Here is a 25,121-nt window from a genome sequence, read left to right as displayed (position 1 = left end):
GTCTATCTTTCCGAATTGTTCGCGGAACCATCATCACTGTTCTCGGCAGCAGGAACAAGCAATGCGGTATTAAATTTCTTACCGTTTCGCTTAAGTTCCTTTTTATGCTTCTGGAGCATCTGCAAATCGCCCGGGGAAAACAGACGCCATCCTGTATGATTTCGTCGATCTGAAATCGGTAATCCGGGATTATTGAGCCAGCGCTTAAGCGTAGAAACAGATATGCGCAGCTGTTTCGCTATCTGGCCCGTCGTGTAAAAGGTCGTCATTCTGCCACCTCCTGCAAAATTGTAAGCAGTATCTTTGATCATTCTAATCGCACTTGCAGCAAATTATATTGATATCATTAATATTTATTTACTCACAACAACACCATATAGAGTACCCTTTTGTGCCCATGGGCCTCCATATGGTATTTTTGTTGCAACTTATTGATTATTCGTATTTTAAGTTATCCACTAACCTGCCTAAAAAACTGATCAACAACCTAGTCAAATCATACGGTAGAGCGGTAAATATGTCAATGATCACGGTCACAAAGGATTAATTTTTTCCTTGACAATAATTGCCGTAAATAAGGGTAATGCGAAAAGAAAATCCCCGTTATAAAGTGCTGACCACACCTTTCAGGACGGTTGTGGGGGAAAATCACTTTCGGTTTTTCCTTTTTTTAAGAGCCTGGATAAGGCTCAATACGTTGACTACGAGATGCTATAGATTTATTTTAGTACCTCAATAATTCTGCGGCCATAGCTCAATTGGATAGAGCACCTGACTACGGATCAGGAGGTTTGGGGTTCGACTCCCTATGGCCGTATATAAAATTGCCCTGAAATCGGTAAATCGGATTTTGGGGCACTTTTATTCATTGTTCAAAGGATTTCTATGGAAAACTGCCCCTGTGGTTCAAACAAAACATACGACGAATGCTGCAAACAGATCATACATGGCGAGCAGAACGGGGATACCGCCGAGCAGGTTATGCGGGCCCGTTATAGTGCATATGTACAAGGCAAAATCCAGTTTATTGTCGATTCGATTCATCCAAAAGAAAAGCAAAACTTTGATGAGCAGGCTATCCGGCGATGGTCTGAGAAGTCACAATGGCTGGGACTGGAAATCAAATCGACAGAGAAAGGCGGGCCAAAGGATACTCAAGGTATTGTCGAGTTTGTAGCCCGTTTCAGTGAAAATAATGAGCGGAAATATATTCATGAACGTGCAGAATTTGTAAAGGATAACGAAAAATGGCTTTACAAGGACGGCACGATTGTTCCTTCAGAACAGTATGTCAGAGAAAGCCCTAAAGTAGGACGGAACGATCCCTGTAGTTGTGGAAGCGGAAAAAAACATAAGAAATGCTGCGGCAAATAGCACGAAAACAGATTTCAGCCCTTTATCAAGACCCCTTTCCCGACCTTCCTGCAATACTCTTCAATCTTCTTTCCGAAGCTCCTCTTCAGAATTATAAACAGAAATCAAATGTGTCAGCCCCACAGTTTGTAAGGCCGAAAGAATTATTGCATTCGGTTTAATCAGAGCAAGCTCTCCTCCCCGCTCTGCAAGGAGTCGGTAGCAATGAGTTAAAATGAAAATCGATTCGGTATATAGACAGGAATTCTGAGTAAACCACAATGCAACGTTCTTCAGTGAAGGGTACTCTTCGATAATTTGTTGAATTTCAGATAAATCCGTTTCAGTGGTAAGGTCTTCGGGTATGCGGAGAACCTGATAATCGTATTTTGAGTATGATTGAATCTGCATGGGAATCACGTTTGTTCGTATAAGAGCAAAGGCAGAGTGGTGCAACCCCGCCTTTTATTACCCTTGACTTCAAGAATATCCGGACTTTATTTTATGCCGCCAACATCCAATTATGGCGGTCTTCTTTTTCACCGTATTGAATGCCCTGGATTTCTTTATACAGTCTGGTCAATGTCGGTCCTGCTTCATTTTCCTTACCATAGGTATAGATCGTTTCGTTGTAAGTAACGGAATGAATAGGTGTTATAACTGCGGCAGTACCACACGCCCCGACCTCTGTGAACATGCTGAGTTCCTCCATGGGTATTTTCCGTCGTTCAACGGCCATACCGAAATCCCGGGAAAGCTGCTGGAGACTGTCGTTTGTAATACTCGGCAGGATCGATTTGGAATCCGGAGTAACGTACTTGTTATCGGCAGTGATACCGAAAAAGTTCGACGTACCGAATTCATCGATAAATCGATGCTGGGCCGAATCGGAATACAAGGCAATCGGATATCCCTTTTTTTTAGTCAGAAGATCGCTGTAAAGTCCGGCAGCATAATTACCTGCGGCTTTTACATTGCCAACCCCTTTTGGCGCCGCCCGGTCATACTCTTCCTGAACATATGCTTTAACCGGGAAAAAGCCGTTTTTGTAATAGGGCCCTACCGGGGTGACCAGAACAATCAGTGCATATTCCTCGGCGGGACGGAGTCCAACCCGTGGGGATGTCCCGATGAGAAGCGGCCTGATATACAAACTGGCGCCGGTGCCGTAGGGAGGGACAAATTCGATATTCTGATTGATAGCTTTCTTGCACGCCTCAATAAATAACTCGACTGGTGGTGGCGCCATAACAAGGCGCTGTGCGGAACTGGCAAGCCGGTGGGCATTTGCATCCGGTCTGAACATCGCAATGGCACCATCCTTCTGTCTGAACGCTTTAAGCCCTTCGAAACATGCTTGACCATAATGAAGACAGGTTGCTCCTATATGAAGCTGCAGTGATGTTCCGGTGCATACCTCAATATCCGACCAGGAACCGTTTTTAAATTCAGATTTAACATGTGCGTTGGTAGGCAAGTACTGAAAGCCCAAACTTTGCCAGTCTATTGAAGGCGCCATTTTATACCTCATTTCTTTTTATCTTACTGCCGTATATTCAAAATCCCTTTGGAATCTTTCATAAGTTTGTATTCGAGACTGTCTATGAGAGCTAACCACGCGGCTTCGATTATATTCGTCGACACACCGATTGTTCCCCACCGGTTTTTTCCATCAGAGGATTCGATGAGCACCCTGACTCTGGCAGCAGTCCCTTCCTTTTCATCCAGTACGCGAACCTTGAAATCCTCAAGTTTGACATCCTTTAAACTCGGATAGAATTTCATCAAAGCCTTACGGAGTGCATTGTCCAGCGCATTAACCGGACCGTCTCCTTCAGCGGCAGTATGTTCGAAATCATCACCCTTTTGCAGTTTGATCGTCGCTTCGGAAAAAACGTCACCATTTTCCCGTTTCTCTTCAATGACCCTGAATCCTTTGAGCTTGAATGCATCTCTGAACTCTCCGAGCATCTCCTGAACTATCAACTCAAAGGAACCATCAGCGGCTTCAAACTGATATCCGGAAGCTTCCATATCAAGGATACGCTTCAGCAAGTTCTTTACCAGGGGATCCTTTTTATCAAGATCCGGTAATATATCCTTGAGCTTTTCCAAAACGGTTCCCGTGCCTGCCTGATCGGAAACGACGAAGTGACGGTAATTGCCGATCGATTCGGGCGATAGGTGTTCAAAGGAACGATTAACTTTCCGTACTCCATCGGCATGTGTTCCCGCTTTATGAGAAAACGCGGACTCGCCAACATAGGGTTGTCGCATGTTGTGCGACACATTGGCAATTTCGCTTACATACACCGATGTTTCGGTGAGGAGCCTCATCTGCCCTTCGGAAACAAGGTTATGGCCGTACTTCAGCTGGAGCCCGGGAAGGATGGTACAGAGATTGGCATTGCCGCACCGTTCACCCAACCCGTTGATCGTTCCCTGAATCTGGACAGCACCTTCCCGTACGGCAAGAAATGTATTAGCATCGGCACATCCCGAATCATTATGGGTATGGATCCCAAGGGACGCCGTCACCTGCTCCCTGACTTCCCGATAAATATCAAGAAATTCTCCGGGGAGCATTCCACCGTTGGTGTCGCAGAGCACCAGGCAATCCGCACCGGCTTCTTGAGCAGCAATCAGGCTTTTAAGGGCATACTGCGGATTGTGCCGGTAGCCGTCGAAGAAATGTTCAGCATCAAAGAAAACCTCATCCATATACCGCTTTAAATAGGAGACCGTTTCCGAAATCATGGCAAGGTTCTCCGACAGCGATGTCCTGATAATTTCTTTGACATGGAGGTCCCAGGATTTTCCGAAAATAGTCGCAGTTTTGACGCCGCTTTTTACCAACAATTTACAAAGTGGATCCTTTGCGCAGGTGACGCCTTTCCGGCGTGTACTGCCGAATACTGCAACCCGTGAAGAGAGCGGTGTCGATGCAACCTTTTGAAAAAACTCATAATCGGGCGATGACGACGATGTCGGCCAGCCGCCCTCGATATAATGGACACCCAGATCGCTGAGACGATGAGCTATCTTTATCTTGTCTGCAATAGACAATGAGATACCGACAGATTGATTCCCGTCTCTTAACGTGGTATCGTAAACTTTGACTGATGATTTTTTGTTGTTCTTCATTACTGATCGTTTCTTTTTTAAACCAGTGATGCTACAAAATCACCGACTTCAGTGGTACTCATCCCCATTTTGCCAGCCGAAAGATCTTTTATTTTCCCCGAAGCCATTGCTGCAGAAACGGCATTATCGATAGCTTTCCCGGCATCTTCCTCACCGATTGCATCGCACAGCATACCACCGGCGCAAATACAGGCAAGGGGATTAATAATGTTTTTCCCGGTATATTTAGGTGCGCTTCCGCCAATCGGCTCGAACATCGATACCCCCTCGGGATTAATATTTCCTCCGGCGGCAATTCCCATGCCTCCCTGAATCATTGCACCGAGATCGGTAATGATATCACCAAACAAATTGGCCGTCACAATTACATCGTAATACTCCGGGCTCTTCACCATCCACATCGTACATGCATCGACATGGTTATAATCCTGTTTGATATCGGGATAATCGGCCCTTCCAACTTCCTCATGCGTCCTCACCCATAAATCGCCAACATTGGTCAAGACATTGCACTTGTGAACCAGTGTCAACATTTTCTTTTTGTTCCGTTTGCGGGTAAGATCGTAGGCATAACGGACACACCGCTCGGCAACCGGGCGGGAATAGCACATCAGCTGAGTCGCAATCTCCTGATCGGTTCCTTTCATGACAACCCCGCCCATACCGGTATAAATACCGCCGGTATTTTCTCTGACTACCACAAAATCGATTTCATCGGGGCCCTTATCTTTCAGAGGCGTCGCCACATTGGGATAGAGTTTTACAGGACGCAAATTGATATATTGATCGAATGCAAACCTGAGTTTCAAGAGTATTCCCAATTCCAGAATACCCGGTTTAACATCGGGATGACCGATGGCGCCCAGAAAAATCGAATCGAATTTCCGAAGATCTTCAATCGCCGAATCGGGCAATGTCTCTCCGGTTTTCTTATAGCGTTCGCCGCCAAAATCAAAATCCTCATAAGCAACCTTAAAACCGAACTTATCCGCTGCAGCATTTAAAACCTTTACTCCTTCACGCAACACTTCCGGTCCGGTACCATCGCCGCCAATTAATGCGATAGAATATGATTTAGCCAAAGCTGCTCCTTTCTTATAGATACTATTAATATGCTTATCTTTTTATTACCGTCAAACTGTATGGTTTTGACCTGGAAAGTCATGCCACACACGCATAATTACCCTATTTAATTTCGTCTTCGCTCCCGAGAAGATCGTTAATATCGCTGTCGCTGATCTCAGGCTCCTCGGGTCCGTTCTCATCTGCTCCGGCTGACTCGGCATTTTCGGAAGTTTTGGCTTCAGAAACCTCACGCACCTCTTCTTCCGGCACACTGTCAAGGACCTCTTCCGATGCCTCTTCCGAACCACCGGTTTGGGAATCCTGAGGTTTTTCATCACTTTCGAATTCTCCCAATGAACTATCGACTGAAGCAGGTTCCGGTGTTTCTTTCTCATCTTCAGCCCCATCGACACGTCCATCCTCCTGCACTTCGACTGTACCACGTTCTTCTGCAACTTTTTCAGTGGAAGGAGCTGCCGTTTCGGGCTCTTCTGAAGCCGCGAGTAACGATTCGGCTTCTTGTGCCAATGCCGTGATATCCTCTGGTTCGGCTTTTTTGGACTCTGAGGGCAGGCTTTTTTTCAGCTTTGATTTCACCATTTTCTGGATATATTTAAAGCTCTGCGTTCCGCCTTTCTGCGCAAGCTCGAACAGGCAGATCTCCGTTGTCGTTGGGATTGCCCCTGCATGAACCATTTTCTGAAAACCGATTTGATGATCGAATTCATTGCGTGCGCCAACCGCATCGGCAACACAATGCACCGTATATTCATTCTGTAAAAGACCCAGTACTGTCTGATTAATGCATACATGAGTCTCGACCCCGCACACAACAATCGTATCAAGTTCCAGCGGATTCAGCTGTGCCCAGAAATGGGTATTGTCGGTACAGGCCATCTCAAGCTTTTCAACAACCTCAAGAAAGGTAAACTGCCCCCTGATCTTTTCGAGGGTATTTCCTAATCCTTTGGGATATTGCTCGGTGACCATCACCGGCATTTTAAACATCTGAAATGTCAGAATCAGCTTAACAATATTATGCACCATTTCATCAAAATCGGGAATGACAGGTGCAAACTTCTCCTGCACATCAACAACAAGCAATCCTGTCTTTTCTTTCGATAAGGTGTATGGATGTTTCATCCTGACTCCTTTTCACATGCCGGTTCGTATGTTGTTATCGGCCGATAGCTTTCTTGCCGAATTTTTTCATACGGGTGATTTTATTGACAATATCCATATACGCGAAGGCCGACGCCTCAACGATATCGGTGCTCGTTCCGGTGCCGGTAAAGATTCCCTCTTTTGCCTTTCCGATAATACGAACCCGTCCAAGCGCCTCTCGTCCCTGGGTAACTGCATCGAGATGGAACTCTTCAACATTGATTTTATATCCCACGACCCGATCGATTGCATTGGTGGCGGCATCAACGGCCCCATCGCCGCATCCTGCTTCCTGAAATACTTTATCCTGGGCGATAATCCTGACCGTTGCCGTAGGAATTACCCCTCTCCCGCTGGAAACATTCAGGTATTCAAGGCGATACTCGTCTTCCAGATCGCTGCTATCCCTTGATTCCATCAAAGCAATAAGATCATCGTCATAAACAGTGCCTTTTTTATCGGCAAGGGCAACAAACTGTTTATAAAACTGTTCCATATCGATTTCGGAATCATTGTATCCCAGCTTGAGAAGCCGCGCCTTAACCATATGGCTTCCCGAGCGACTGGTCAGATTCATACGGTTTTCCTGTAATCCGATCGATCGAGGCGTCATGATTTCATAGGTTTTTTTCGATTTCAGGACACCATCCTGGTGAATACCTGACGAATGGGAAAATGCATTGCTGCCGACAACCGCCTTGTTTGGCTGGACAGGCATATTGCATATTTCCCGCACCAGTTTACTTGTCCGCATGATTTCTCTGGTATCGATATCCGTGTGGACCTTAAAAAGATCTTTTCGTACTTTTAAAGCCATCACAACCTCTTCGAGCGCAGTGTTTCCCGCTCGTTCGCCGATACCGTTGATCGAACACTCGATCTGCCGGGCGCCGTGAGCAACCGCAGTCAATGAATTCGCCGTCGACATACCAAGATCATTATGACAATGGACCGAGAGTATCGCTTTGTCGACATTGGGCACCCGATTAACGAGCATCTCGATAATACCGGCAAATTCTTCAGGCGGTGTATACCCGACCGTATCGGGTATATTTATGGTTTCTGCACCGCATGCAATAGCCAGTTCAACGACTCGACAAAGGAAATCACGATCGGTCCGCCCGGCATCCATAGGAGAAAACTCGACATCATCACACAACCGGCGAGCCAGTTTAACGCTGCGTTTGACCATGTCGATTATTTCTTCTTCGGATTTTCGGAGTTGCCCTTTGGCATGGATTGCCGATGTACCGACAAAAGTATGAATACGGCGGCGCTGCGCCGGCTTTATTGCCCTGGCGCACGCCTCGATGTCTTTCTGCACGGCTCTGGCGAGACCGCAAATAACAGGCCCCTTCACCGTTTTCGCAATCGTATGGACCGATTCATAATCTCCCGGCGAAGATATGGGGAAACCTGCCTCGATTATATCCACCTTCAATCGCGCCAGTTGACGGGCTATTCTGATTTTCTGTTCGACCGACAGGCTTGACGGAAGCGCCTGCTCGCCGTCACGCAAGGTCGTATCGAATATATATACTTTGTTTTTCATGCTTTCAACCCGCTTATTGCTGTTAATTGCTTTTTCTACCGGCAACACCCTTGGTTGCTTTGGTAACCGTCTTGGCTTTCTCTTTCGGACGAAGCGCACGGACTGCGGCACCGGCCTGCCACATCTCGGAATTACCGATCTTTGCAAGCTCCTTTCCCAGAAGCTCCTGATAGTTCTTCTTTCCGCATGCGGTAATGACCCGGCGAGTTTCCTTACCCGACGTAACTGATTTATAAAGGTCTTTGAACACCGGCAAAACCGCTTTTTTGAATTTCGGTTTCCAGTCCAACGCACCGCGTTGGGCAGTGGCGGAACAGTTCGAATACATCCAGTCCATTCCGTTTTCATCAACAAGTCGAATCAGGCTCTGTGTCAATTCTTCAACCGTCTCATTGAATGCCTCCGATGGACTATGGCCGTTTTTCCGGAGAACATCATACTGGGCTTCCATAACACCGGCCAGGGCTCCCATGAGCACTCCACGCTCACCGGTCAGGTCGCTGTACACCTCACTCTCGAAGGTGGTTGGAAATAGATATCCTGACCCGATACCGATACCGACCGCAAGACACCGTTCTTCGGCGCGACCCGTTGCATCCTGGAAGACCGCATAGCTCGAATTAATTCCGGCACCGCTAAGAAAGTTTCTTCTCACCGATGTGCCGCTTCCCTTGGGAGCAACCATGATAACATCCACATCTTCGGGCGGAATTACTTTAGTCTGATCCCGGTATACAATCGAGAAACCGTGCGAAAAATAAAGCGCATCTCCCGGTTTCAGTTTCTTTTTAATCTGAGGCCATATCTTTCGTTGAGCAGCATCGGAAACAAGAAATTGAATAATTGTTCCCCGTTCGACGGCTTCTTCGATATCAAAAAGTGTTTTCCCCGGCACCCATCCGTCTTTACGTGCGCGGTCCCAATCGTTTTTAAATGATTTGGCCTGGCCGATTATCACGTTAATGCCGTTGTCTTTTAAATTCAGCGCCTGCGCCGGTCCCTGCACGCCATAGCCGATAATCGCTATGGTCTCCTTTTTCAAGACTTTTCTTGCCTTTGCAAGGGAAAACTCTTTGCGCATGACAACATCCTCTTTTACACCCCCGAAACTGATTCGTGCCATTAGATCCGCTCCTTCGAAAAATTGGTTAAAAATTCACATGCAATTATTTTTCACTTATTATTTGATGCGCGCCATGGCTATTTTCCCGGTACGCGCCAGTTCTTTTATGCCGTAAGGCTTTATCAGATCGATAAAATCATCGATCATCCTGCTCTCATTAGTTAGCTCAATGGTCAGCGACCGGGCGGACACGCCGGCTATTTTTGCTCCAAAAATATCGGCAAGCTCGATGACTTCATGCCGGGTCGATTTACTCGTATCCACCCGAACAAGCAACAGTTCCCGATCGATTGTCCTGTCGCCGGCAAAATCGACAACCTTGACAATATCGATAAGGCGATTCAACTGTTTGATTACCTGCTCAAGTATACTTTCATCACCACTTACAACGATCGTCATCCTGGAAACAGACCGGTCTTCCGTCTCGGCAACATTCAGGCTTGTAATATTATATCCCCTGCTTGAGAAAAGACCGGCAATACGTGAAAGCGCACCGTGACGGTTCTCGACAAGGACTGATATCGTATGCGTACTCATAGCTTTCATCCTTCCAGAATATGGTCGATTGGCTTCCCAGCGGGAACCATGGGAAAAACATTTTCTTCTTCCGAAACAACAAATTCCATCAATGCCGGCCCCTTGATTTTCATTCCCTTGCGTAAAACAGGAATCATCTCCTCGGGTTTTTCAGCCCGGAATGCCGGGACATCATAGCTCTCGGCCAGGGCAATAAAATCGGGAATATACGCCAGCTTGCATTTCTGCGGCCCAACACATTTTTTACACCGGCCGCTGCCTTTGCGCAGACAGGTTGAACTGTACCTCTTGTCAAAAAAGAGTTCCTGCCATTGACGGACCATACCCAGATAGCCATTATTAAGAATCACGATCTTTACCGGAATATCATTCAATGATATGGTCGCCAGCTCCTGGATATTCATTTGAATCGATCCATCACCTGCAATATCGATTACCGGTACGCCCGGGTTGGCCATTGCCGCTCCCATTGCAGCAGGCATCCCGAATCCCATTGTTCCCAGTCCCCCAGAAGTAACCAGGGTTCGCGGTTTGTTGAACTTGTAAAACTGGGCGGCCCACATCTGATTCTGACCTACCTCGGTAGTTATTATGGCGTTCCCCTTTGTTTCCTTATAGACGGCTTCAATAACGGCCTGTGGTTTAATTTCGGCCTTTGAACTTGTATAAGAAAACATACGTTTGCCTTTCCACTTCTCTATCTGCTTGTTCCATTCATCGGGTTTTCGAGCCGCAACGAGTTTATTTAATGCAGCTAAAATATTTTTAGCATCACCAACGACGGGAATATCAACCTTGATAATCTTCGATATTGCCGCAGGATCGATATCCATATGAATAATCCGGGCATTTGGAGCGAATTTATCAACCATTCCCGTAACACGATCGTCAAAACGAGCTCCAACAGAAATTATCAGGTCGGTTTGCTGCAAGGCATAGTTCGCCGCCTTTGAACCGTGCATTCCCGGCATACCGATGAAGAGCGGATGATCGCCCGGGAAACCGCCAAGCCCCATCAGCGTGGTGGTTACCGGAATGGAGGTTTTTTCCGCAAGCTCCAGAAGCTCCTTATGTGCATCGGAGAGTATAACGCCGCCACCGGCATAGATCAAGGGCTCCTTTGCACTTTTGATCGCCTCGGCCGCCTTGCGTATCTGACGAACATGGCCGACAACATTGGGCTTATAACTTCTAATCGCAACGTCTTTGGGATACTCGTAATTACTGAGAACCCCCAGAGAAACATCCTTGGGTATATCAATTAAAACCGGTCCGGGTCTTCCCGTACGGGCGATATGAAATGCCTGCTTGAGCATTGAAGGAAGCTCCTGGACATCTTTTACAAGAAAATTATGTTTGGTAATCGGCCGGGTAATGCCAACGATATCAGCCTCCTGGAAAGCATCGGTTCCCAGAATCGGTGTGGCAACCTGACCGGTAATGGCAACAATCGGTATCGAATCCAGATAGGCAGTCGCTATACCGGTGACCAGATTGGTAGCACCGGGCCCTGAGGTCGCAAGACAAACACCGACTTTGCCGGTAACCCGCGCGTACCCATCGGCCGCATGAGCCGCAGCCTGTTCATGACGAGTAAGGACCACTTCAAGCCCTTTGGTATCGTAGAGCACATCGAAAATAGGAATAACAACACCGCCGGGATATCCGAAAATGACGTCAACCTTCTCCTGAAGCAAAGCATCAACAACAATTTCAGCACCTTTTTTCTTCAAAATAACCTCCACGTTTCTTTCTTCCAGCATTCCGTTGCATAATTATATAATAGTTTTGCTGAAACGAAAGGTGATAAAATACCAGATTCTTTCCTGTTGAATCAAGAAAGAAGGGAAATAATAAAAAAAGCCCGCTCCTTTTTGAGGAGCGGGCTTTGAAATTTCTTATGTTCGTCAATAATTACAGCACCGCTCCTCCTTTGGAATTCACAATAACCACCACAAGGCCCACTAGACTTATGTTGAGAATGGTATTGAGGAGCTGCGTGTTGTTTGTAAACATTATGTACCTTTCCTTGGCTTATAAGATACGATATTGCTCAATACTTTGCAACTTTTTTTTTATTTTTTAAAAATCCTCAATCGTTGTAATATTCGCTTCCCGAATCAGCTACCTATTTAAGAACCGTTTTGATTCAGTTCCGCCTTCTCCCTGCGTCCATCGACCTTCATGGCAAGGATCGTGAGATCATCGTGATACGGACTGTCCTGAGTAAAATTGCTGACGTCTTCCATGATTTTTTCGATCAGCTTATCAGGTCCCAGATCTCCATCTTCTGCAAGAAGACTATGAAGACGTTGCGATCCATAGCTGTTCTTCACCGGATCGGTAGCTTCAGTAAGCCCATCGGTATAAATCAGAAATCTGCTGCCCTCATTCAGAGGCATGGTGATCTCATCGATCATCGATGCAAACGTTTCCGGATCGGAGAGCAAGCCAAGAGCCAGGCCATTACTTTTAATTACATCAGGCTCCTCACCCTTGCCGCGCAATTTCAGGAGCATCGGATGTCCTGCCCGGGCATAACTCATACTGGAACCGTCTTTACTGATTATAAAGCAAAGAGCGGTAACAAAAGATTTATCGTCCAGATTAGCCATCATTGCTTCATTCACCAGGCACAAAAGTGTTTTGGCGGAACTGACATTTTTTGCCACAGCCCGGAAAGCACTCCGGAGCATTGTCATAAAAAGTGCGGCCGGAATACCCTTTCCGCAGACATCGGCAATAACAACTACCCAGTCGCCGTTTTCGTTTGGAAAATAATCGAGGTAATCGCCGCCTACTTCATAGGCAGGGTAATAAACACCTTTGATATCGACGTGAGGTATTGAAGGCTTCTCGTGGGGGGTAAACCGCTGTTGTATCGACCGGGCGGCATCGAGTTCACCCTGAAGCCGGGCACGCTCTCCCAACTCCTTGTAATGAATTGCGTTGCTCAGGCAGACGGCTGCCTGGGCAGCAAGAGTAGTCAAAACAGGCTTTTCACGTTCGAAAATACTCAGGAATTTTTTTTCCGTAAAGATCTGAATAATTCCCAGCGCTCTGTTGTCGGTCAGAAGCGGAATGGCCAGATAACATGGAAATCGTTTTAATTCCTCGGGCCAGGCAAGCTGAGAAATATGCTCTTCCTGAGACCATTCTTCAACACAAAAGGGACTGTGCAATTCGGTTTTTTGAAAGGGAATAAGTGCTTTTTCTGAAGCTTTTCGCTGCCCCGGACTTTTAAAAACATTCGCCCCGTTGAGATACTTAAATACTTTGTTTTGCCGTATACACAGGCTTGCTTCAGCGTCCGGAAAACGGGACATAAATGCATTTATCACTGCCAGGCCAAGCTCACTAAGCTGGATGAACTGGGCAAGCTCATAGGATGAGGTATTGAGAAACCTGAGCTGTGCAAGACGTAATTCAAGACGTTCATTGGCATCTTTAAGATCGGCAGTCCGCTCTTCAACCGCCTTCTGAAGCGCTTCTTCAAATTGCTTTCGTTCGGTAATATCCCTGCTTATGCCAACCAGTCCCACAATCTGTTTTTTTGTATCATAGAGTGGCACTTTTGTGGTGGACAGCCAGGTAAGCGTTTGTTCTCCAAGCCGGGCAGGCTCCTCTCTATCAATAATCGACCTTCCGGTCTGAATCACCACCTGTTCATCGGAAAAATACCGGGTTGCAAGTTCTTTAGGAAAAATATCAAAATCGGTTTTACCCAGAACTTCATCCTGACCCGAAGCTCCGAGCACCTTGAGATGAGCTTTATTGTTGACAATAAAACGGCTTTCTTTATCTTTAATAAAGATAAAGTCGGGCATATTGTCGATCAGTGTTCGCAGAAGGGTCCGTTCTTTTTCCAGAGCCTGTTCGATTCTCCGATGTTCAGTAATATCGCGGCTGATCCCCACCAGTCCAATAATATTGCCGTCATTGTCCTTGACCGCCACTTTATTAGTCGATAACCATCCTTCCGAACCTTCATGAGTGCGTTTGGGTTCCTGCCGGTTCACAATGGGCCGTCCGGTCTGCAAGACAACCTGCTCATCGGCAAAATACCGAGCTGCAAGTTCCCCGGGGAAAAACTCAAAATCGGTCTTTCCGACACATTCGGACTGCTTGCTTACCCCGAGCAATTCCATATGCGCCTTATTGTTAATTATAAACTGGCTCTCTCTGTCTTTGAAAAAAATCGTATCAGGAAGATTATCGATGAGAGTGTAAAGAAGGTTCCGTTCCTTTTCAATAGCATCTTCGGCTTTTTTGAGTTCCGTAATATCTCTTGAGATACCAAATGTACCGATAACATTGTTGTTTTCATCCCGAAGTGGCAACTTGGTTGTGGATACCCATTCCGGGTTTTCCTCATCACCCAGATTCTCGATCAAACCGACAAAAAGCTTGCCTCTTTTTACAATGTCTTCATCGTCATCATGAATCCGGCGTGCGTTTTCCTCGGGAAAATAATCAAAAACGGTTGCGCCTATAGCCTGCTCCGGCGTGAGTCCTTCCCGTTTCGAAGCCCATGCATTGTTGACCCGAATAAACCGTCCATCCCGGTCCTTAAAAAAGACCGCATCAGGAATGTTATTCATTACCGCATGAAATAAACGACTTTCTTTAACGAAAGTTTCGTTTTCCGCCTGAAGCTTTTCGACTTTCTTTTCGAGTTCAGCTATTCTCCCGCGCAACTGATCACTATCATCATGCACCTGATCAGGGCTTTGTGCCATATATGCTTCTCTCTTTTTTAATATTTGACAAAGTAGAGCACCTTGCTCAAGCGCTTAAGCAACCTACTCCACCTTAATCCATCATAGTGGTAAATATACCCCTCTTCTCTATATTATGCAATAGGTAACAGGGGAAAAAACAAATATCTTTAACTCCCGGTCTTAGTGTGCAATATTTCAGTTATGCAATTGGAAAACCGAAATAAGAACGCGCATTCCGATAACAAACATCCTTGACTAAATTTCCAATCAGATACATATCCCGGGGCAGTAATCCGTTTTCAATATCGGTACCCAGAATATTACATACGATTCGCCTGAAATATTCATGTCGAGGAAATGAAAGAAAACTCCGTGAATCGGTCAGCATGCCTACAAACCGACTCAATAAGCTCAGATTTGAAAGGGTATCAATGTGAGCCTCAATTCCCGACTTCTGATCGAGAAACCACCAACCGCTCCCAAATTGCATCTTTCCCGGAACTGAGCCGTCCTGAAAGTTTCCGATCATCGTTGCAATCAATTCATTATCTCGAGGATTGAGATTATACAAAATCGTTTTTGGAAGTTTGTTTTCTTTATCCAGCCGGTCGAGAAAGCGTGAAAGGGGACGGGCAATTTCAAAGTCACCAATCGAATCGAAACCGGTATCCGGCCCAAGTGCTTTGAAGAGCCGTGTATTGTTATTCCGAAGTGCACCGAGATGTAATTGCTGTGTCCAGCCTTTCTCAAAATCCATAATCCCGAACTCATACAACATGGCAGACTTGAACTTTGCTATTTCATCTGATTCCAATGTCTTACCGCCTCGAATTTTGGAGAAAATCTTTTCTACCTCAGAATCGGTGTAATCTTCTGCATAAGCAGTCTCCAAGCCATGATCGGACAATCTGCATCCCAGCGAATGGAAAAAATCGTGCCGTTTTCTTATTAAATCTACCAAATCGGAATAGGTGGATATTTCCATATCAGCGCTTTGTGCCAGTCGATCAACCCATGCATTAAAATTTTGCGGATTCTCGACAGCCATGGCTTTGTCGGGACGAAATGTAGGAAACACTTTGATATTAAAGGACTTATCTTCTTTTATTTTTTTGTGATGTTCCAGCGAATCGCTAGGATCGTCAGTCGTGCAGAGCACTTCAACATTCATTTGTTTCAATATTCCACGCGCGGAAAATTCATCGGAAGCAAGCTTTTCGTTACATTCTTCCCAGATATCCTTTGCCGTCTCGGCATTCAGGAGCCTGTCTGCAATACCGAAAGGGTGTTTCAGCTCGAGATGGGTCCAATGATAAAGGGGATTTTTTATGGTTGCGGGCACTGTTTTTGCCCAGGCTTCAAACTTCTCCCAATCAGAAGCATCACCGGTACAAAATCGTTCATCGATACCATTCGTTCTCATCTGACGCCATTTATAATGGTCGCCATAGAGCCAAATTTCTGTAAGATTTGAAAACTTTTTATCTTCTGCTATCTGATCCGGCGGCAGGTGACTGTGATAATCGATAATTGGCAGGTCCGATGCATGAGTATGGTACAGCTCAATTGCTGTTTTGTTCTGCAACAAAAAATTGCTGTCTCTAAAACTGTCGCTCATTATAAAATCCGCCTTTTCTTCTCAAAAAGATTAAACCATTTATCCCTGTTTTTCGACTGTTGAATATGGTACTATGATTATGGGAACGGGATTCTTTTGCACCAATGATAAAATAGGTCATTCGGCTAAGGGAAGCAATGCGGACCCGGTAGCGAAAAAATCTTTTTGTGAAAAATCATCTCTATAAGTTAATTTACCTGATAGAGCCATATTATTAGAAAGATTGTTATTATCCTGTTATACGGCGTTTCACCGGAATGCAGTGAACAAACGTTTAAGTGAAATGAGAGGTCATCAATGAAAAAAGGACATTTTTCTGGTCTGATTTTAATCTGCATCCTGTGGGCGGTTTCTGCTAATACCGGAAGAAAGATAATCGTGCCAAAGGATGCCCCCACAATCCAAAGAGCAATTGATAAAGCCGAAGACGGCGATACCGTTTATGTCCTCAACGGAATCTATAAAGAAAACATAGTGTTGAAAGAATACGTAACACTCGTGGGTCAGGACAGGGAAAAAACCATCATCAGAGCAAAATGGTCCCGTCCGGTGGTAAAAGGGGTCAACTACTCTTCAATCCGCCATTTTACAATAGAAAAAGGTCGTACCGGCATTCTGTGCGAAAACACCAACACGGTTGTCGAGCATAATATTATCAGAAACAATCACACCGGAATCCATTGCCTGATATCGCTTCCCGAAATCCGCAACAATATTATTTCCCGCAATAAATGGACCGGCATTTATTGTGAACTCGTGGCCCATGGAACCAATATCGCCATCGAGCATAACATCATTGCCGAAAATGGATACTCAGGTCTTGTCCTTGCCCGGAAAAGCGCGGTATTGGTACAAAACAACATTCTGTTCGGCAACAAGCTTTATGGAATATATGTGGATATGGACTCAAAGCGGTCGAGAATTATTTATAATAATTTTTTTGGCAACCGTCAGCAGCACAGTCACTATGCAGTTATTGACAAATCAAATAAATATCGCGACCCTCAATTCCTTGCATCGAATATGGATACCTATAATTATCTCCAGAGTGTCACTACCCCTATGAAAGGTGTCGGCAAAGACGGCGCCGATATCGGCCTCATGAGCGATGCCGACCGGAAAGAGATATATATCGATTCGGACGGGGACAAAATTGCCGATAATGAAGATAAATGTCCTGATCTGAGAGAAGATATCGATGAATTTGAAGATTGGGATGGTTGTCCCGATTACGATAATGATCTTGACGGCATTTATGACGCCGATGATGAGTGCAGTCATAAACCCGAGGATAATGATGGGTTTCAAGACCGGGATGGCTGTCCTGACCCGGACAATGACAATGATGGCGTATGCGACTCATGGGTATCGGAACAGAACAGGGGATCCAGGTTCTCTCAAATATGCACAGGCTCGGATAAATGCCCGGGGAAACCTGAAACAAAAAATGGCTACATGGATAATGATGGCTGTCCTGATGAAGCTCCTCCGGAGAAGGTCCTGGAAAAAGAGGAAGAGGCCGAGTAAATTTCTAAAACATCAGTGGCCGCTTCTTCTTTTCGGTACTGCGCCGGCGAGGAGTGCCGAACATGTCCTGTCCGGGACGTCGCTGGCCGGGCTTCCTTAGAACATGGATATCACATTGTTCCGGAAGATTCCCTGCGATAAAATATTCGGTGGAAATATCCGAGCAATACCGACCGGCACGTTTGTGCGACTTATTACATATTTTTGCGGTTACTACTCCTGGCGGTCGTGAAAATCCTTTTGCCGGTAATGATTCATGAAGCCCCATCATGGTGGGAACCCAGATCGGTATTGCGCCTTTGGCGCCGGTGACATATCCCATTGTCCGCCGTTCATCAACACCAACCCATACGCCACAGGCGATCTGAGGAGTAAATCCCACAAACCAGGCATCGGAGTAATCGTTGGTGGTCCCGGTCTTTCCCCCGGCTGTACGATTAAATCCACGACGAGGTATTGAAGCACCTGTTCCCCGCTGCACAACTTCACGTAAAAGATCGCTCATCACAAAGGCGAGCTGGGGAGAAATTATCTGATGGGCTTCGGCAACATGTTCCTGGAGGACTTTGCCGTTTTTGTCGACTATTTTTTCGATACAAAAGGGTTTTACCCATTTCCCCAGATGAGGGTAGACCGCATAGGCTGCGGTTATTTCAATGGGAGTCACTTCACAGGACCCAATAGCAAGTGAGGGAACCGGCTGCATATTATGTTTAAGTCCCATGCGCCGTGCGCACTCGATCACTGTTTGGGGGCCTATATCGTTAAAAACCTGAATGGCCACTAAATTAACCGACTTGCGGAGCGCCTCTCTGACCGTTATCGGCCCCAGAAATTCCTTATCATAATTCTCGGGCCGCCAGTCTCCTTCGGAAGTTTCGAGCGTGATAGGTTGGTCGAGTACAACAGAGGCTGCAGTATAGCCGTTACTCAAAGCTGCAGTATAAACAAAGGGCTTGAATGCGGACCCCGGCTGTCGAAGCGACTGAGTAACCCGGTTAAACTTGGTTTCATTAAAGCTCCGTCCGCCTTTCAACGCCAAAATCGCCCCGGTTTCAACATCAAGTGCAATAACCGCTGTCTGGGCGAGCCGAAGTTTTGCCGAATCCGGCAAGTCTTTGAATTCTTCTTTATGTGCTGCGTAGAGCGAATCGAAATTATCCAGAAAATCACGGTAGGAAATTCCCAGTTTCTTGTATGCCCTCGAACTGTCAAGAAACATCCGATTGAGCCGCTTCTGCAGTGTTGCCAGATGACGTTTTGCTGATACTTCCAGGGAGTCCTGCCCCATAGGATCGAGGGTAGTATGAATAGTTAGCCCACCGTTGTACAGAAGATCTTCGCCATATTCACGAATCACTCTTTTCCTGACCATTTCAACAAAATAGGGAGCTACTTTCGATGAGCGCTTCTGGGGATCACTGGGAATGGTATCCTCGATTGTTGCCACAGCAGCATCTTTTTCGATAAAACCCATTTTTCTCATTGCCCGTAAAACGGAATTTCTCCGTATCGTAATTCGCTTCAGATTTTTTTCCTTGTCGGGACGGTAGTACTCGGGAAGCTGAATTGTTCCCGCCAACACCGCGCATTCATTAAGCGTCAAATCCGACACTGTCTTACTGAAATACTGTTGCGCAGCAGCTTCGACTCCATACACGCCGGCGCCAAGATAGACCTGATTAAGATAAAGTTCCAGGATTTCGGGCTTGGTATAATAATTTTCGATTTGAACGGCGGTAATTGCCTCACGGACCTTCCGAATAAGCGAACGCCGGGAGGTAAGATAAAGGTTACGGGCCAGCTGCTGGGTTATCGTGGATGCTCCCTGGGCAAATTTCCGGCGAAGGACATCAACCATAACAGCACTGACTATTCGTTTGATATCGATGCCCCAATGTGAATAGAACCGACGGTCTTCGATAGCCACAACCGCATCCTGAAGATTCTGCGGTATCTTCTCAAGCGGCATCCAGAATCGCCGCTCGATACTGAATTCGTGAATAACCGAACTGTCCCGGGCAAGGACTTTGGAAACCAGCGAAGGTTCGATATTTTCCATCTGCTCAAGCGTTGGTAGGGTCTGGTACATCCGGTAAAGGAACCACATACCGCCAGTGCCAAGAGACACGACACTCACCAGAAAAGCTATTACAATGATAAAAAAGAGCTTTCCCCTCACTTTATTATCCGACTCGGGAGGTGGTGAGGCTGGCTCCCTGGGACCGAAAAACTTTCGAGGATTCTGAAATTTTTGCATGATATGCCGGAACAGCTTTCAATTAAATAGTTTTCTGAAACGATTAAACCATTGTGTATTTTTAAAATTAATATTGTTGGATTTTAACGCCCCTCTAAGCGTTAATACACTGGGCACAAAAAGGCTTTGCGCGGATGGTCGATATACTCGTAGTGCTTTTGCTTACAAGTGCTTATAATAAAATATAACTCTTTATGATCCTTTGCATCTAAATTTCGGTTATTTATCGGGTAACGAAAGAAAAAAATTGGAATAATGAGCGGTAATGGTAACATGTACTTCCGGCTCATATTCAAAATCACCCTTTATCCCCTTTTCGGTTTTCTGAATTAATTTATTGGCAAATCCGAGTCGTATGTCGGCAAAATCACGAAAATAACCCCGGGCATCGAGAGAAAGGGTAAGAATACGGTCCAGATTGTCGCGTGTGGAAAGGGGCGGTTCGGGACGGTAATTCAGCACATTGCTCGTGGAGTCGTATCCCTCATACTCCGACCACCGGGATTTGGGCGTGTTGAGCCCCCGGCGTTCATATCGAATGCCCAGGGTTGCCGCCCAGTAGTTTTCGGGAACCAGCGTGAATGACAGGCCGAGCAGATCGCCGTCGATCGTCGGTCGCCCGAGGCTCTTTCCCATATAGATATACCGCTCTCCCTGATTGGCATTGGCATCGGCCACCGTATACAGCCACCGGGAGCCGTAGGAGTACTCGAGGGACAACGCCTGGGCCGCCCGGACCGGCAAAGGATTGTGCCAGTGCCCGGCGACATCGATCCCCCAGTGGGTCGGCTCCTGATCGCCGGCGCCCTCGTTATCCACCTGAATGTCGTCGAAAGCCACCTGCCCGAGAAGGGACACCTTTTTGGTAAAGGGATGGACTTTCCACTGAAGTCCCACGATCAGATTACCGCTCCCTTCCATATTGGTATTGGTAACGGTGTAAATAGAAAAGGGATTGAGATATTGCAAATCGGGAAACTGGTTCCTCCGTGAAAAGATGATCGTTTCGGTGATTCCCAACGTCGCCCACTCGCCGATCATGAAATTGAGTGAATGGGCGCTGAAATATCGATTGTATTCCGGTGTTGCCGCGGGATTGTAGTTATCAAAATCGACCGAATAAAAATGGTTCCACGGGTAGACAAAGGAAGCGAACATGTGTCTGAACTCAAAAATGCTCGAGAAAATCTGCCACTCGAAGGCGTCAAAGGAATGGGCATTGTTGGAAAGGAGCAGACTCCGATCCACAAAGGGCCCCCAGTTTCTTTTGAGCCTTCCAAACCTGAACATTCCATATTTGCCGGTGTACTGCAAATAGGCCTCCTCGATCCGCCCTGCGGCAATCCGGTCATCTTTCCAATAATAGGTCGGATCATTACTGTACCGGGAATCGACATCAAGTGTTTGCCGTGCAGTAAACCTCTTGTATTTGATATCGTTGAGAATATCAAAGGTCCAGAAATAATTGTTCCCGTCGACATACTCCACATTGTTTGCCGAAAGCGACGCGGACGGCTCCAGGGTCCAGTGGTCTTTTTTGTAAGCCTGCGTATCGGGCCACAAACCGGGAGCAAAAGAAGGCGATACCCAGGTCAGGTCGTCCCAGAACATACCGCTGGGCGATTGCTGAAGCTCTCCCAGTTCCTGAGCAATTTTATACCAGGGAAGACGCCAGTTTTCGAGCTGCACACTTTCTCCGCTGAATGGTAGTATGACTAAAAAAAGACAAATAATTATTACCGCATTTTTCATGGTCTTCTCCAACTTTGCTTGTTCTCAATAAGAATATCATTCGTGCCGATAAATGTCACAATATATATTGATTATATCTAAAATAGTTTTTATGCCCATAAGGTGCTTTTATTCCTTAACATACGGCGGTATCGTGTTGTGAACGACCACCTATCGGTTAAACTCTCTCCCTGGTGTTATCTTTTTTATTTCTGTATTGTTTCAGGATATGTGTGCTCCCTTTTTGGTGAACCGGACACCACCGCTGATGCTCTTACAGAAGACGCCCGACCCTTTATTATTGCCTTAAAACCGGCGGTAACCTATCGATACCCCGTGGGTGAACTTGCCCATGAGTGGGCTCCTTATATCACCGGCGGACTCCTGGTGGACCTGCCGACCTATACAAACAATTTCATTTTCAGAATCGCCCTGGAAGCCGGAAAAATCAAATCGAAAAATATCGAATCCTTCGACTATACAATTTTTCACCCCTCGCTTTCGCTCTGCTACACCATAAAAATCGCCAATAATGTCTTGCTCCGACCACGCATCGGGGTTACCTCCACCACCATTCATATTTCCGATGAATCGATTGTGCGCAACCTCGATCTTATGGCAACGTGGGAAAGCGAATTCGGTGCTCTGGTTGGCATTGAACCCTCGTTCCGTTTCAACAAATTGGAGTTCTCCCTGCCGGCGGGCTATACCCGGATCTTTTCTTCTCCTCATCCTTTTAGCTACACGAGTATTTCATTTACCGTGGGAGTACACATCTGATCTATGAATACTGCATTGCGAACTATCTTCGCCTTCATTTATCCGGCAATTGTTTTCATCACGGTTCCGTCCGCCGATAATACTCCTGTATATGTTATACCGCTGGACGGTGTTAATGAAGTGCATTATAACCATGAATTCCCGCTCAACACCCCCGACGCCTATTCGGTCCTTTATGCCGATGTTTTTGACCGACGCTCCATCAGGTCCCTCTTTGATTCATCATCGAGCGAAAGCACTCTTTTCTCCCGCTACGACACCTCGGCGCATGTCTCACTCTGGATGCGGGTCGGCGCTGAAGTCGGCGATAACCTTCTCAATCTCACCGGACCTCAACGGGACCATTTCGATAACATCGGAATTAGCTGGAATATTCCAAAGGCGCCGGTTTCACTGCTTGCCCGATATCGCTATTTCGACCAGTATTCCGACCGGTTCAACTCCCTGTGGGGGGCCTATCCGGATTCCGACGGGCAGCCGATGAAATATTACGATGAAGGTCTTGTCAAAGATATTACCGGCGCCTATCGGTATGCCGGCCAAGCCCTGTATGCCGAGGGGAGCCTGAAAAAGTACGGCTACTGGGGCGCTACCCCCTACTATTTCACTCCCCTCCATCGATCGGGATACGCAACCGAACATTTCCTTTCCTTTGATTTTGATTTCGCCCGTACCGACATTGCAATCGCCGCCGATTTTCAAAACTGGTATTACGACCACCAGACTCCCGAAGAAATTATTTATCCCCGCATATCTGCTGCATGGAAACAGCCCTTTGCCGATGAGTATGTGGGTTCATTAACTTTCAATTCGACACCCCGCCTTACTCCGGCAACGAATCTCAAAGCAGCTTTTGCCGATACCGCGGCGGACCCCTTTTTCTGGAATGCCAAAGCAGGGATATATGAAAATGGACAGCCTGAGGCTGAGGTGAAAAGCGGCGCGCAACTATCACCTCGATTCACAGTCGAAACAGCTTTTCTGTGGGATTATTTCCCCAGAGACGAAAACTATGAGTTTACCGCATTCTCCGATACAATCTGTTATCACTATACAGGCTTTCACGGCCTCGCTTTCCACGGTTCGCTTTTCTATGCCGATACCCTGCTCTTCCCCTTTGAATGCAAAGCCTGGTATGACTACAATCAGAACCAGCTATGGGAGATACTCGACACTTCAGGCAGTCCGGTGATCATCCGTCAGGAGCCTTCCGAAGACAAAATTTCATCGGTCGGCGGCGCCATTTCTTATGATATTTCATTTCCCATGATCTCGCTGGACCTGTGGGCCAATGGTCATTATTTTGTTTCGGGTGATAAAGAACGGCTTAATGTCCCCTGGAATCTCGGTATGGACCTCACCCTTGGTAAACAAGACAACCAATCAATTGTTGCAGCCCTGTCACTTCAGGCGGTCGGTCCGGTGACCCTCGGGTACAAACATCTTCCCGACCATTCCCTTGAGACATTTAACGCCCCCGCCCATACAGACCTTTATTTCATGTTTAAAATCCCCTTTATATCTCCAATCTGGACCGACCATATACAAAGCACCGTTATGGTTGAAGCCGGTCCCGTCCATCTCGATGTACCCAAAAGAATACAAAAACATCCCCTGGGTAACCGGATAGGCCCGGTCGTATCGGTCAGATTGAATGCCTCATTTCTCTAAGCAATCCCCTGTGAATGTATATTTTTTTGATATAACCATTTCATAAATGTACAATACGTAAGTATTGACTTTATTTATCACGAGTATCGGAAAGACTAACAATGGAAAAAAATGCCGTTATTTATGTTGCCGGTCACCGTGGACTGGTTGGATCGGCTATCGTACGCCGGCTGAGAACTCGGGGATATACCGGCCTTGTTCTTAAGACTCACAAGGAGCTTGAACTTACCAACCAGGCTGCAGTAGACCACATGTTCCATACCGAGCGGCCCGACTATGTTTTCCTGGCCGCTGCAAAGGTGGGTGGTATCGTTGCAAACAATACCTTTCCTGCCGAATTTGCCTACAGCAACCTTCAGATACAGAACAATATCGTCAATTGTTCCTGGAAATACAACGCAAAGAAGCTCTGTTTTCTGGGGTCATCGTGTATTTACCCTAAATTTGCACCGCAACCCATGCCCGAAAGCGCGCTTCTCACCGGCGTACTGGAACCGACCAATGCTCCTTATGCCCTTGCAAAAATCGCCGGCATTGTGATGTGTCAAAGCTATAATCGTCAATACGGAACGAATTTTATCAGTGTAATGCCCACAAATCTTTATGGCCCCGGGGACAATTATCACCCCGATAATTCCCATGTCCTTCCCGGCCTGCTTCGTCGTTTTCACGAAGCTAAAGTCAACAAGACACCGTCGGTAACGATCTGGGGAACGGGTTCACCCCGCCGGGAATTTCTCTATTCGGATGATTGTGCCGACGCCTGCATTTTTCTTATGCAAAACTATAACCACAGCGAAATTGTCAATATCGGTTCGGGACAGGAAGTCACCATTAAGAAGCTTGCCGAAAAAATTCAGAACGTTGTCGGCTAT

The 25,121-nt window shown here is 46.5% G+C and carries 19 protein-coding genes and 1 tRNA gene; 6 read left to right on the top strand and 14 right to left on the bottom strand.

Going from position 1 to position 25,121, the window contains the following annotated elements:
* Window positions 1–2 precede the first annotated feature (2 nt).
* Complete coding sequence (locus tag GF401_07225; GenBank protein MBD3344838.1) at window positions 3–311, bottom strand: MerR family transcriptional regulator; 309 nt, start codon at window positions 309–311, stop codon at window positions 3–5.
* A 432-nt stretch (window positions 312–743) separates the two neighbouring features.
* Here GF401_07225 and GF401_07220 point away from each other — a divergent pair.
* A tRNA-Arg gene (locus GF401_07220) sits at window positions 744–817 on the top strand.
* A gap of 68 nt (window positions 818–885) precedes the next feature.
* On the top strand, window positions 886–1,374 hold the full coding sequence (locus GF401_07215; GenBank protein MBD3344837.1) for a YchJ family protein: 489 nt from the start codon (window positions 886–888) through the stop codon (window positions 1,372–1,374).
* A gap of 60 nt (window positions 1,375–1,434) precedes the next feature.
* Here the strand turns inward: GF401_07215 and GF401_07210 are convergent, their stop codons facing one another.
* The 11 genes from GF401_07210 to uxaC all read right to left on the bottom strand — a co-directional run bounded on the left by GF401_07210 (window position 1,435) and on the right by uxaC (window position 16,277).
* Window positions 1,435–1,764 carry a hypothetical protein gene (locus tag GF401_07210; GenBank protein ID MBD3344836.1) on the bottom strand — a complete coding sequence of 110 codons (330 nt, stop codon included), beginning with the start codon at window positions 1,762–1,764 and terminating at the stop codon, window positions 1,435–1,437.
* A gap of 91 nt (window positions 1,765–1,855) precedes the next feature.
* Window positions 1,856–2,872 (bottom strand): branched-chain amino acid aminotransferase, encoded by a 1,017-nt coding sequence (locus GF401_07205; GenBank protein MBD3344835.1) that lies wholly within the window; start codon window positions 2,870–2,872, stop codon window positions 1,856–1,858.
* Between the two features lie 23 nt (window positions 2,873–2,895).
* Window positions 2,896–4,497 (bottom strand): citramalate synthase, encoded by a 1,602-nt coding sequence (locus tag GF401_07200; protein ID MBD3344834.1) that lies wholly within the window; start codon window positions 4,495–4,497, stop codon window positions 2,896–2,898.
* Between the two features lie 17 nt (window positions 4,498–4,514).
* Window positions 4,515–5,579: a 3-isopropylmalate dehydrogenase gene (locus GF401_07195; GenBank protein MBD3344833.1), complete on the bottom strand. Its 1,065-nt coding sequence runs from the start codon at window positions 5,577–5,579 to the stop codon at window positions 4,515–4,517.
* 103 nt (window positions 5,580–5,682) lie between these two features.
* Entirely contained in the window at window positions 5,683–6,705 is a 1,023-nt protein-coding gene (locus GF401_07190; GenBank protein MBD3344832.1) for an isochorismatase family protein, read from the bottom strand.
* Window positions 6,706–6,739: 34 nt separating this feature from the next.
* Window positions 6,740–8,278 carry a 2-isopropylmalate synthase gene (locus tag GF401_07185; protein ID MBD3344831.1) on the bottom strand — a complete coding sequence of 513 codons (1,539 nt, stop codon included), beginning with the start codon at window positions 8,276–8,278 and terminating at the stop codon, window positions 6,740–6,742.
* A 22-nt stretch (window positions 8,279–8,300) separates the two neighbouring features.
* Window positions 8,301–9,401 carry a ketol-acid reductoisomerase gene (gene ilvC / locus GF401_07180; protein ID MBD3344830.1) on the bottom strand — a complete coding sequence of 367 codons (1,101 nt, stop codon included), beginning with the start codon at window positions 9,399–9,401 and terminating at the stop codon, window positions 8,301–8,303.
* Between the two features lie 57 nt (window positions 9,402–9,458).
* On the bottom strand, window positions 9,459–9,938 hold the full coding sequence (ilvN, locus tag GF401_07175) for an acetolactate synthase small subunit (GenBank protein MBD3344829.1): 480 nt from the start codon (window positions 9,936–9,938) through the stop codon (window positions 9,459–9,461).
* Window positions 9,939–9,943: 5 nt separating this feature from the next.
* Window positions 9,944–11,701: a biosynthetic-type acetolactate synthase large subunit gene (ilvB, locus tag GF401_07170; protein MBD3344828.1), complete on the bottom strand. Its 1,758-nt coding sequence runs from the start codon at window positions 11,699–11,701 to the stop codon at window positions 9,944–9,946.
* Between the two features lie 369 nt (window positions 11,702–12,070).
* A complete protein-coding gene (locus GF401_07165) occupies window positions 12,071–14,677 on the bottom strand; it encodes a PAS domain-containing protein (protein ID MBD3344827.1) in 2,607 nt (868 codons plus the stop codon).
* Between the two features lie 181 nt (window positions 14,678–14,858).
* The gene (gene uxaC / locus GF401_07160; protein ID MBD3344826.1) at window positions 14,859–16,277 is read right to left on the bottom strand and encodes a glucuronate isomerase; all 1,419 of its coding nucleotides are present in this window, start codon (window positions 16,275–16,277) and stop codon (window positions 14,859–14,861) included.
* A 297-nt stretch (window positions 16,278–16,574) separates the two neighbouring features.
* Here uxaC and GF401_07155 point away from each other — a divergent pair, with 297 nt between their 5' ends.
* Window positions 16,575–17,804: a DUF1565 domain-containing protein gene (locus GF401_07155; GenBank protein MBD3344825.1), complete on the top strand. Its 1,230-nt coding sequence runs from the start codon at window positions 16,575–16,577 to the stop codon at window positions 17,802–17,804.
* A 4-nt stretch (window positions 17,805–17,808) separates the two neighbouring features.
* Here GF401_07155 and GF401_07150 read toward each other — a convergent pair whose 3' ends face one another.
* Together GF401_07150 and GF401_07145 are read right to left on the bottom strand one after the other, a co-directional pair.
* A complete protein-coding gene (locus tag GF401_07150) occupies window positions 17,809–20,064 on the bottom strand; it encodes a PBP1A family penicillin-binding protein (protein ID MBD3344824.1) in 2,256 nt (751 codons plus the stop codon).
* Between the two features lie 219 nt (window positions 20,065–20,283).
* Complete coding sequence (locus tag GF401_07145; protein MBD3344823.1) at window positions 20,284–21,816, bottom strand: hypothetical protein; 1,533 nt, start codon at window positions 21,814–21,816, stop codon at window positions 20,284–20,286.
* Window positions 21,817–21,954: 138 nt separating this feature from the next.
* On the opposite strand from GF401_07145, the gene GF401_07140 reads away from it, so the two are divergent.
* The 3 genes from GF401_07140 to GF401_07130 all read left to right on the top strand — a co-directional run.
* On the top strand, window positions 21,955–22,575 hold the full coding sequence (locus GF401_07140; GenBank protein MBD3344822.1) for a hypothetical protein: 621 nt from the start codon (window positions 21,955–21,957) through the stop codon (window positions 22,573–22,575).
* A 3-nt stretch (window positions 22,576–22,578) separates the two neighbouring features.
* On the top strand, window positions 22,579–24,246 hold the full coding sequence (locus GF401_07135) for a hypothetical protein (GenBank protein ID MBD3344821.1): 1,668 nt from the start codon (window positions 22,579–22,581) through the stop codon (window positions 24,244–24,246).
* Between the two features lie 101 nt (window positions 24,247–24,347).
* Window positions 24,348–25,121: NAD-dependent epimerase/dehydratase family protein (locus tag GF401_07130; GenBank protein ID MBD3344820.1), on the top strand; the 774-nt coding region annotated here is incomplete at its 3' end.

Source organism: Chitinivibrionales bacterium, assembly GCA_014728215.1.
Classification (GTDB): Bacteria; Fibrobacterota; Chitinivibrionia; order Chitinivibrionales; family WJKA01; genus WJKA01.
This window is presented reverse-complemented; position numbering and strand designations above follow the sequence as displayed.

What these genes read in the sequence shown, in the direction of transcription:
- GF401_07225 (MBD3344838.1), bottom strand. Translation starts at nt 311, where the DNA reads ATGATCAAAGATACTGCTTACAATTTTGCAGGAGGTGGCAGAATGACG.
- GF401_07215 (MBD3344837.1), top strand. Translation starts at nt 886, where the DNA reads ATGGAAAACTGCCCCTGTGGTTCAAACAAAACATACGACGAATGCTGC.
- GF401_07210 (MBD3344836.1), bottom strand. Translation starts at nt 1,764, where the DNA reads ATGCAGATTCAATCATACTCAAAATACGATTATCAGGTTCTCCGCATA.
- GF401_07205 (MBD3344835.1), bottom strand. Translation starts at nt 2,872, where the DNA reads ATGGCGCCTTCAATAGACTGGCAAAGTTTGGGCTTTCAGTACTTGCCT.
- GF401_07200 (MBD3344834.1), bottom strand. Translation starts at nt 4,497, where the DNA reads ATGAAGAACAACAAAAAATCATCAGTCAAAGTTTACGATACCACGTTA.
- GF401_07190 (MBD3344832.1), bottom strand. Translation starts at nt 6,705, where the DNA reads ATGAAACATCCATACACCTTATCGAAAGAAAAGACAGGATTGCTTGTT.
- GF401_07185 (MBD3344831.1), bottom strand. Translation starts at nt 8,278, where the DNA reads ATGAAAAACAAAGTATATATATTCGATACGACCTTGCGTGACGGCGAG.
- ilvC (MBD3344830.1), bottom strand. Translation starts at nt 9,401, where the DNA reads ATGGCACGAATCAGTTTCGGGGGTGTAAAAGAGGATGTTGTCATGCGC.
- ilvN (MBD3344829.1), bottom strand. Translation starts at nt 9,938, where the DNA reads ATGAGTACGCATACGATATCAGTCCTTGTCGAGAACCGTCACGGTGCG.
- ilvB (MBD3344828.1), bottom strand. Translation starts at nt 11,701, where the DNA reads ATGCTGGAAGAAAGAAACGTGGAGGTTATTTTGAAGAAAAAAGGTGCT.
- GF401_07165 (MBD3344827.1), bottom strand. Translation starts at nt 14,677, where the DNA reads ATGGCACAAAGCCCTGATCAGGTGCATGATGATAGTGATCAGTTGCGC.
- uxaC (MBD3344826.1), bottom strand. Translation starts at nt 16,277, where the DNA reads ATGAGCGACAGTTTTAGAGACAGCAATTTTTTGTTGCAGAACAAAACA.
- GF401_07155 (MBD3344825.1), top strand. Translation starts at nt 16,575, where the DNA reads ATGAAAAAAGGACATTTTTCTGGTCTGATTTTAATCTGCATCCTGTGG.
- GF401_07150 (MBD3344824.1), bottom strand. Translation starts at nt 20,064, where the DNA reads ATGCAAAAATTTCAGAATCCTCGAAAGTTTTTCGGTCCCAGGGAGCCA.
- GF401_07145 (MBD3344823.1), bottom strand. Translation starts at nt 21,816, where the DNA reads ATGAAAAATGCGGTAATAATTATTTGTCTTTTTTTAGTCATACTACCA.
- GF401_07135 (MBD3344821.1), top strand. Translation starts at nt 22,579, where the DNA reads ATGAATACTGCATTGCGAACTATCTTCGCCTTCATTTATCCGGCAATT.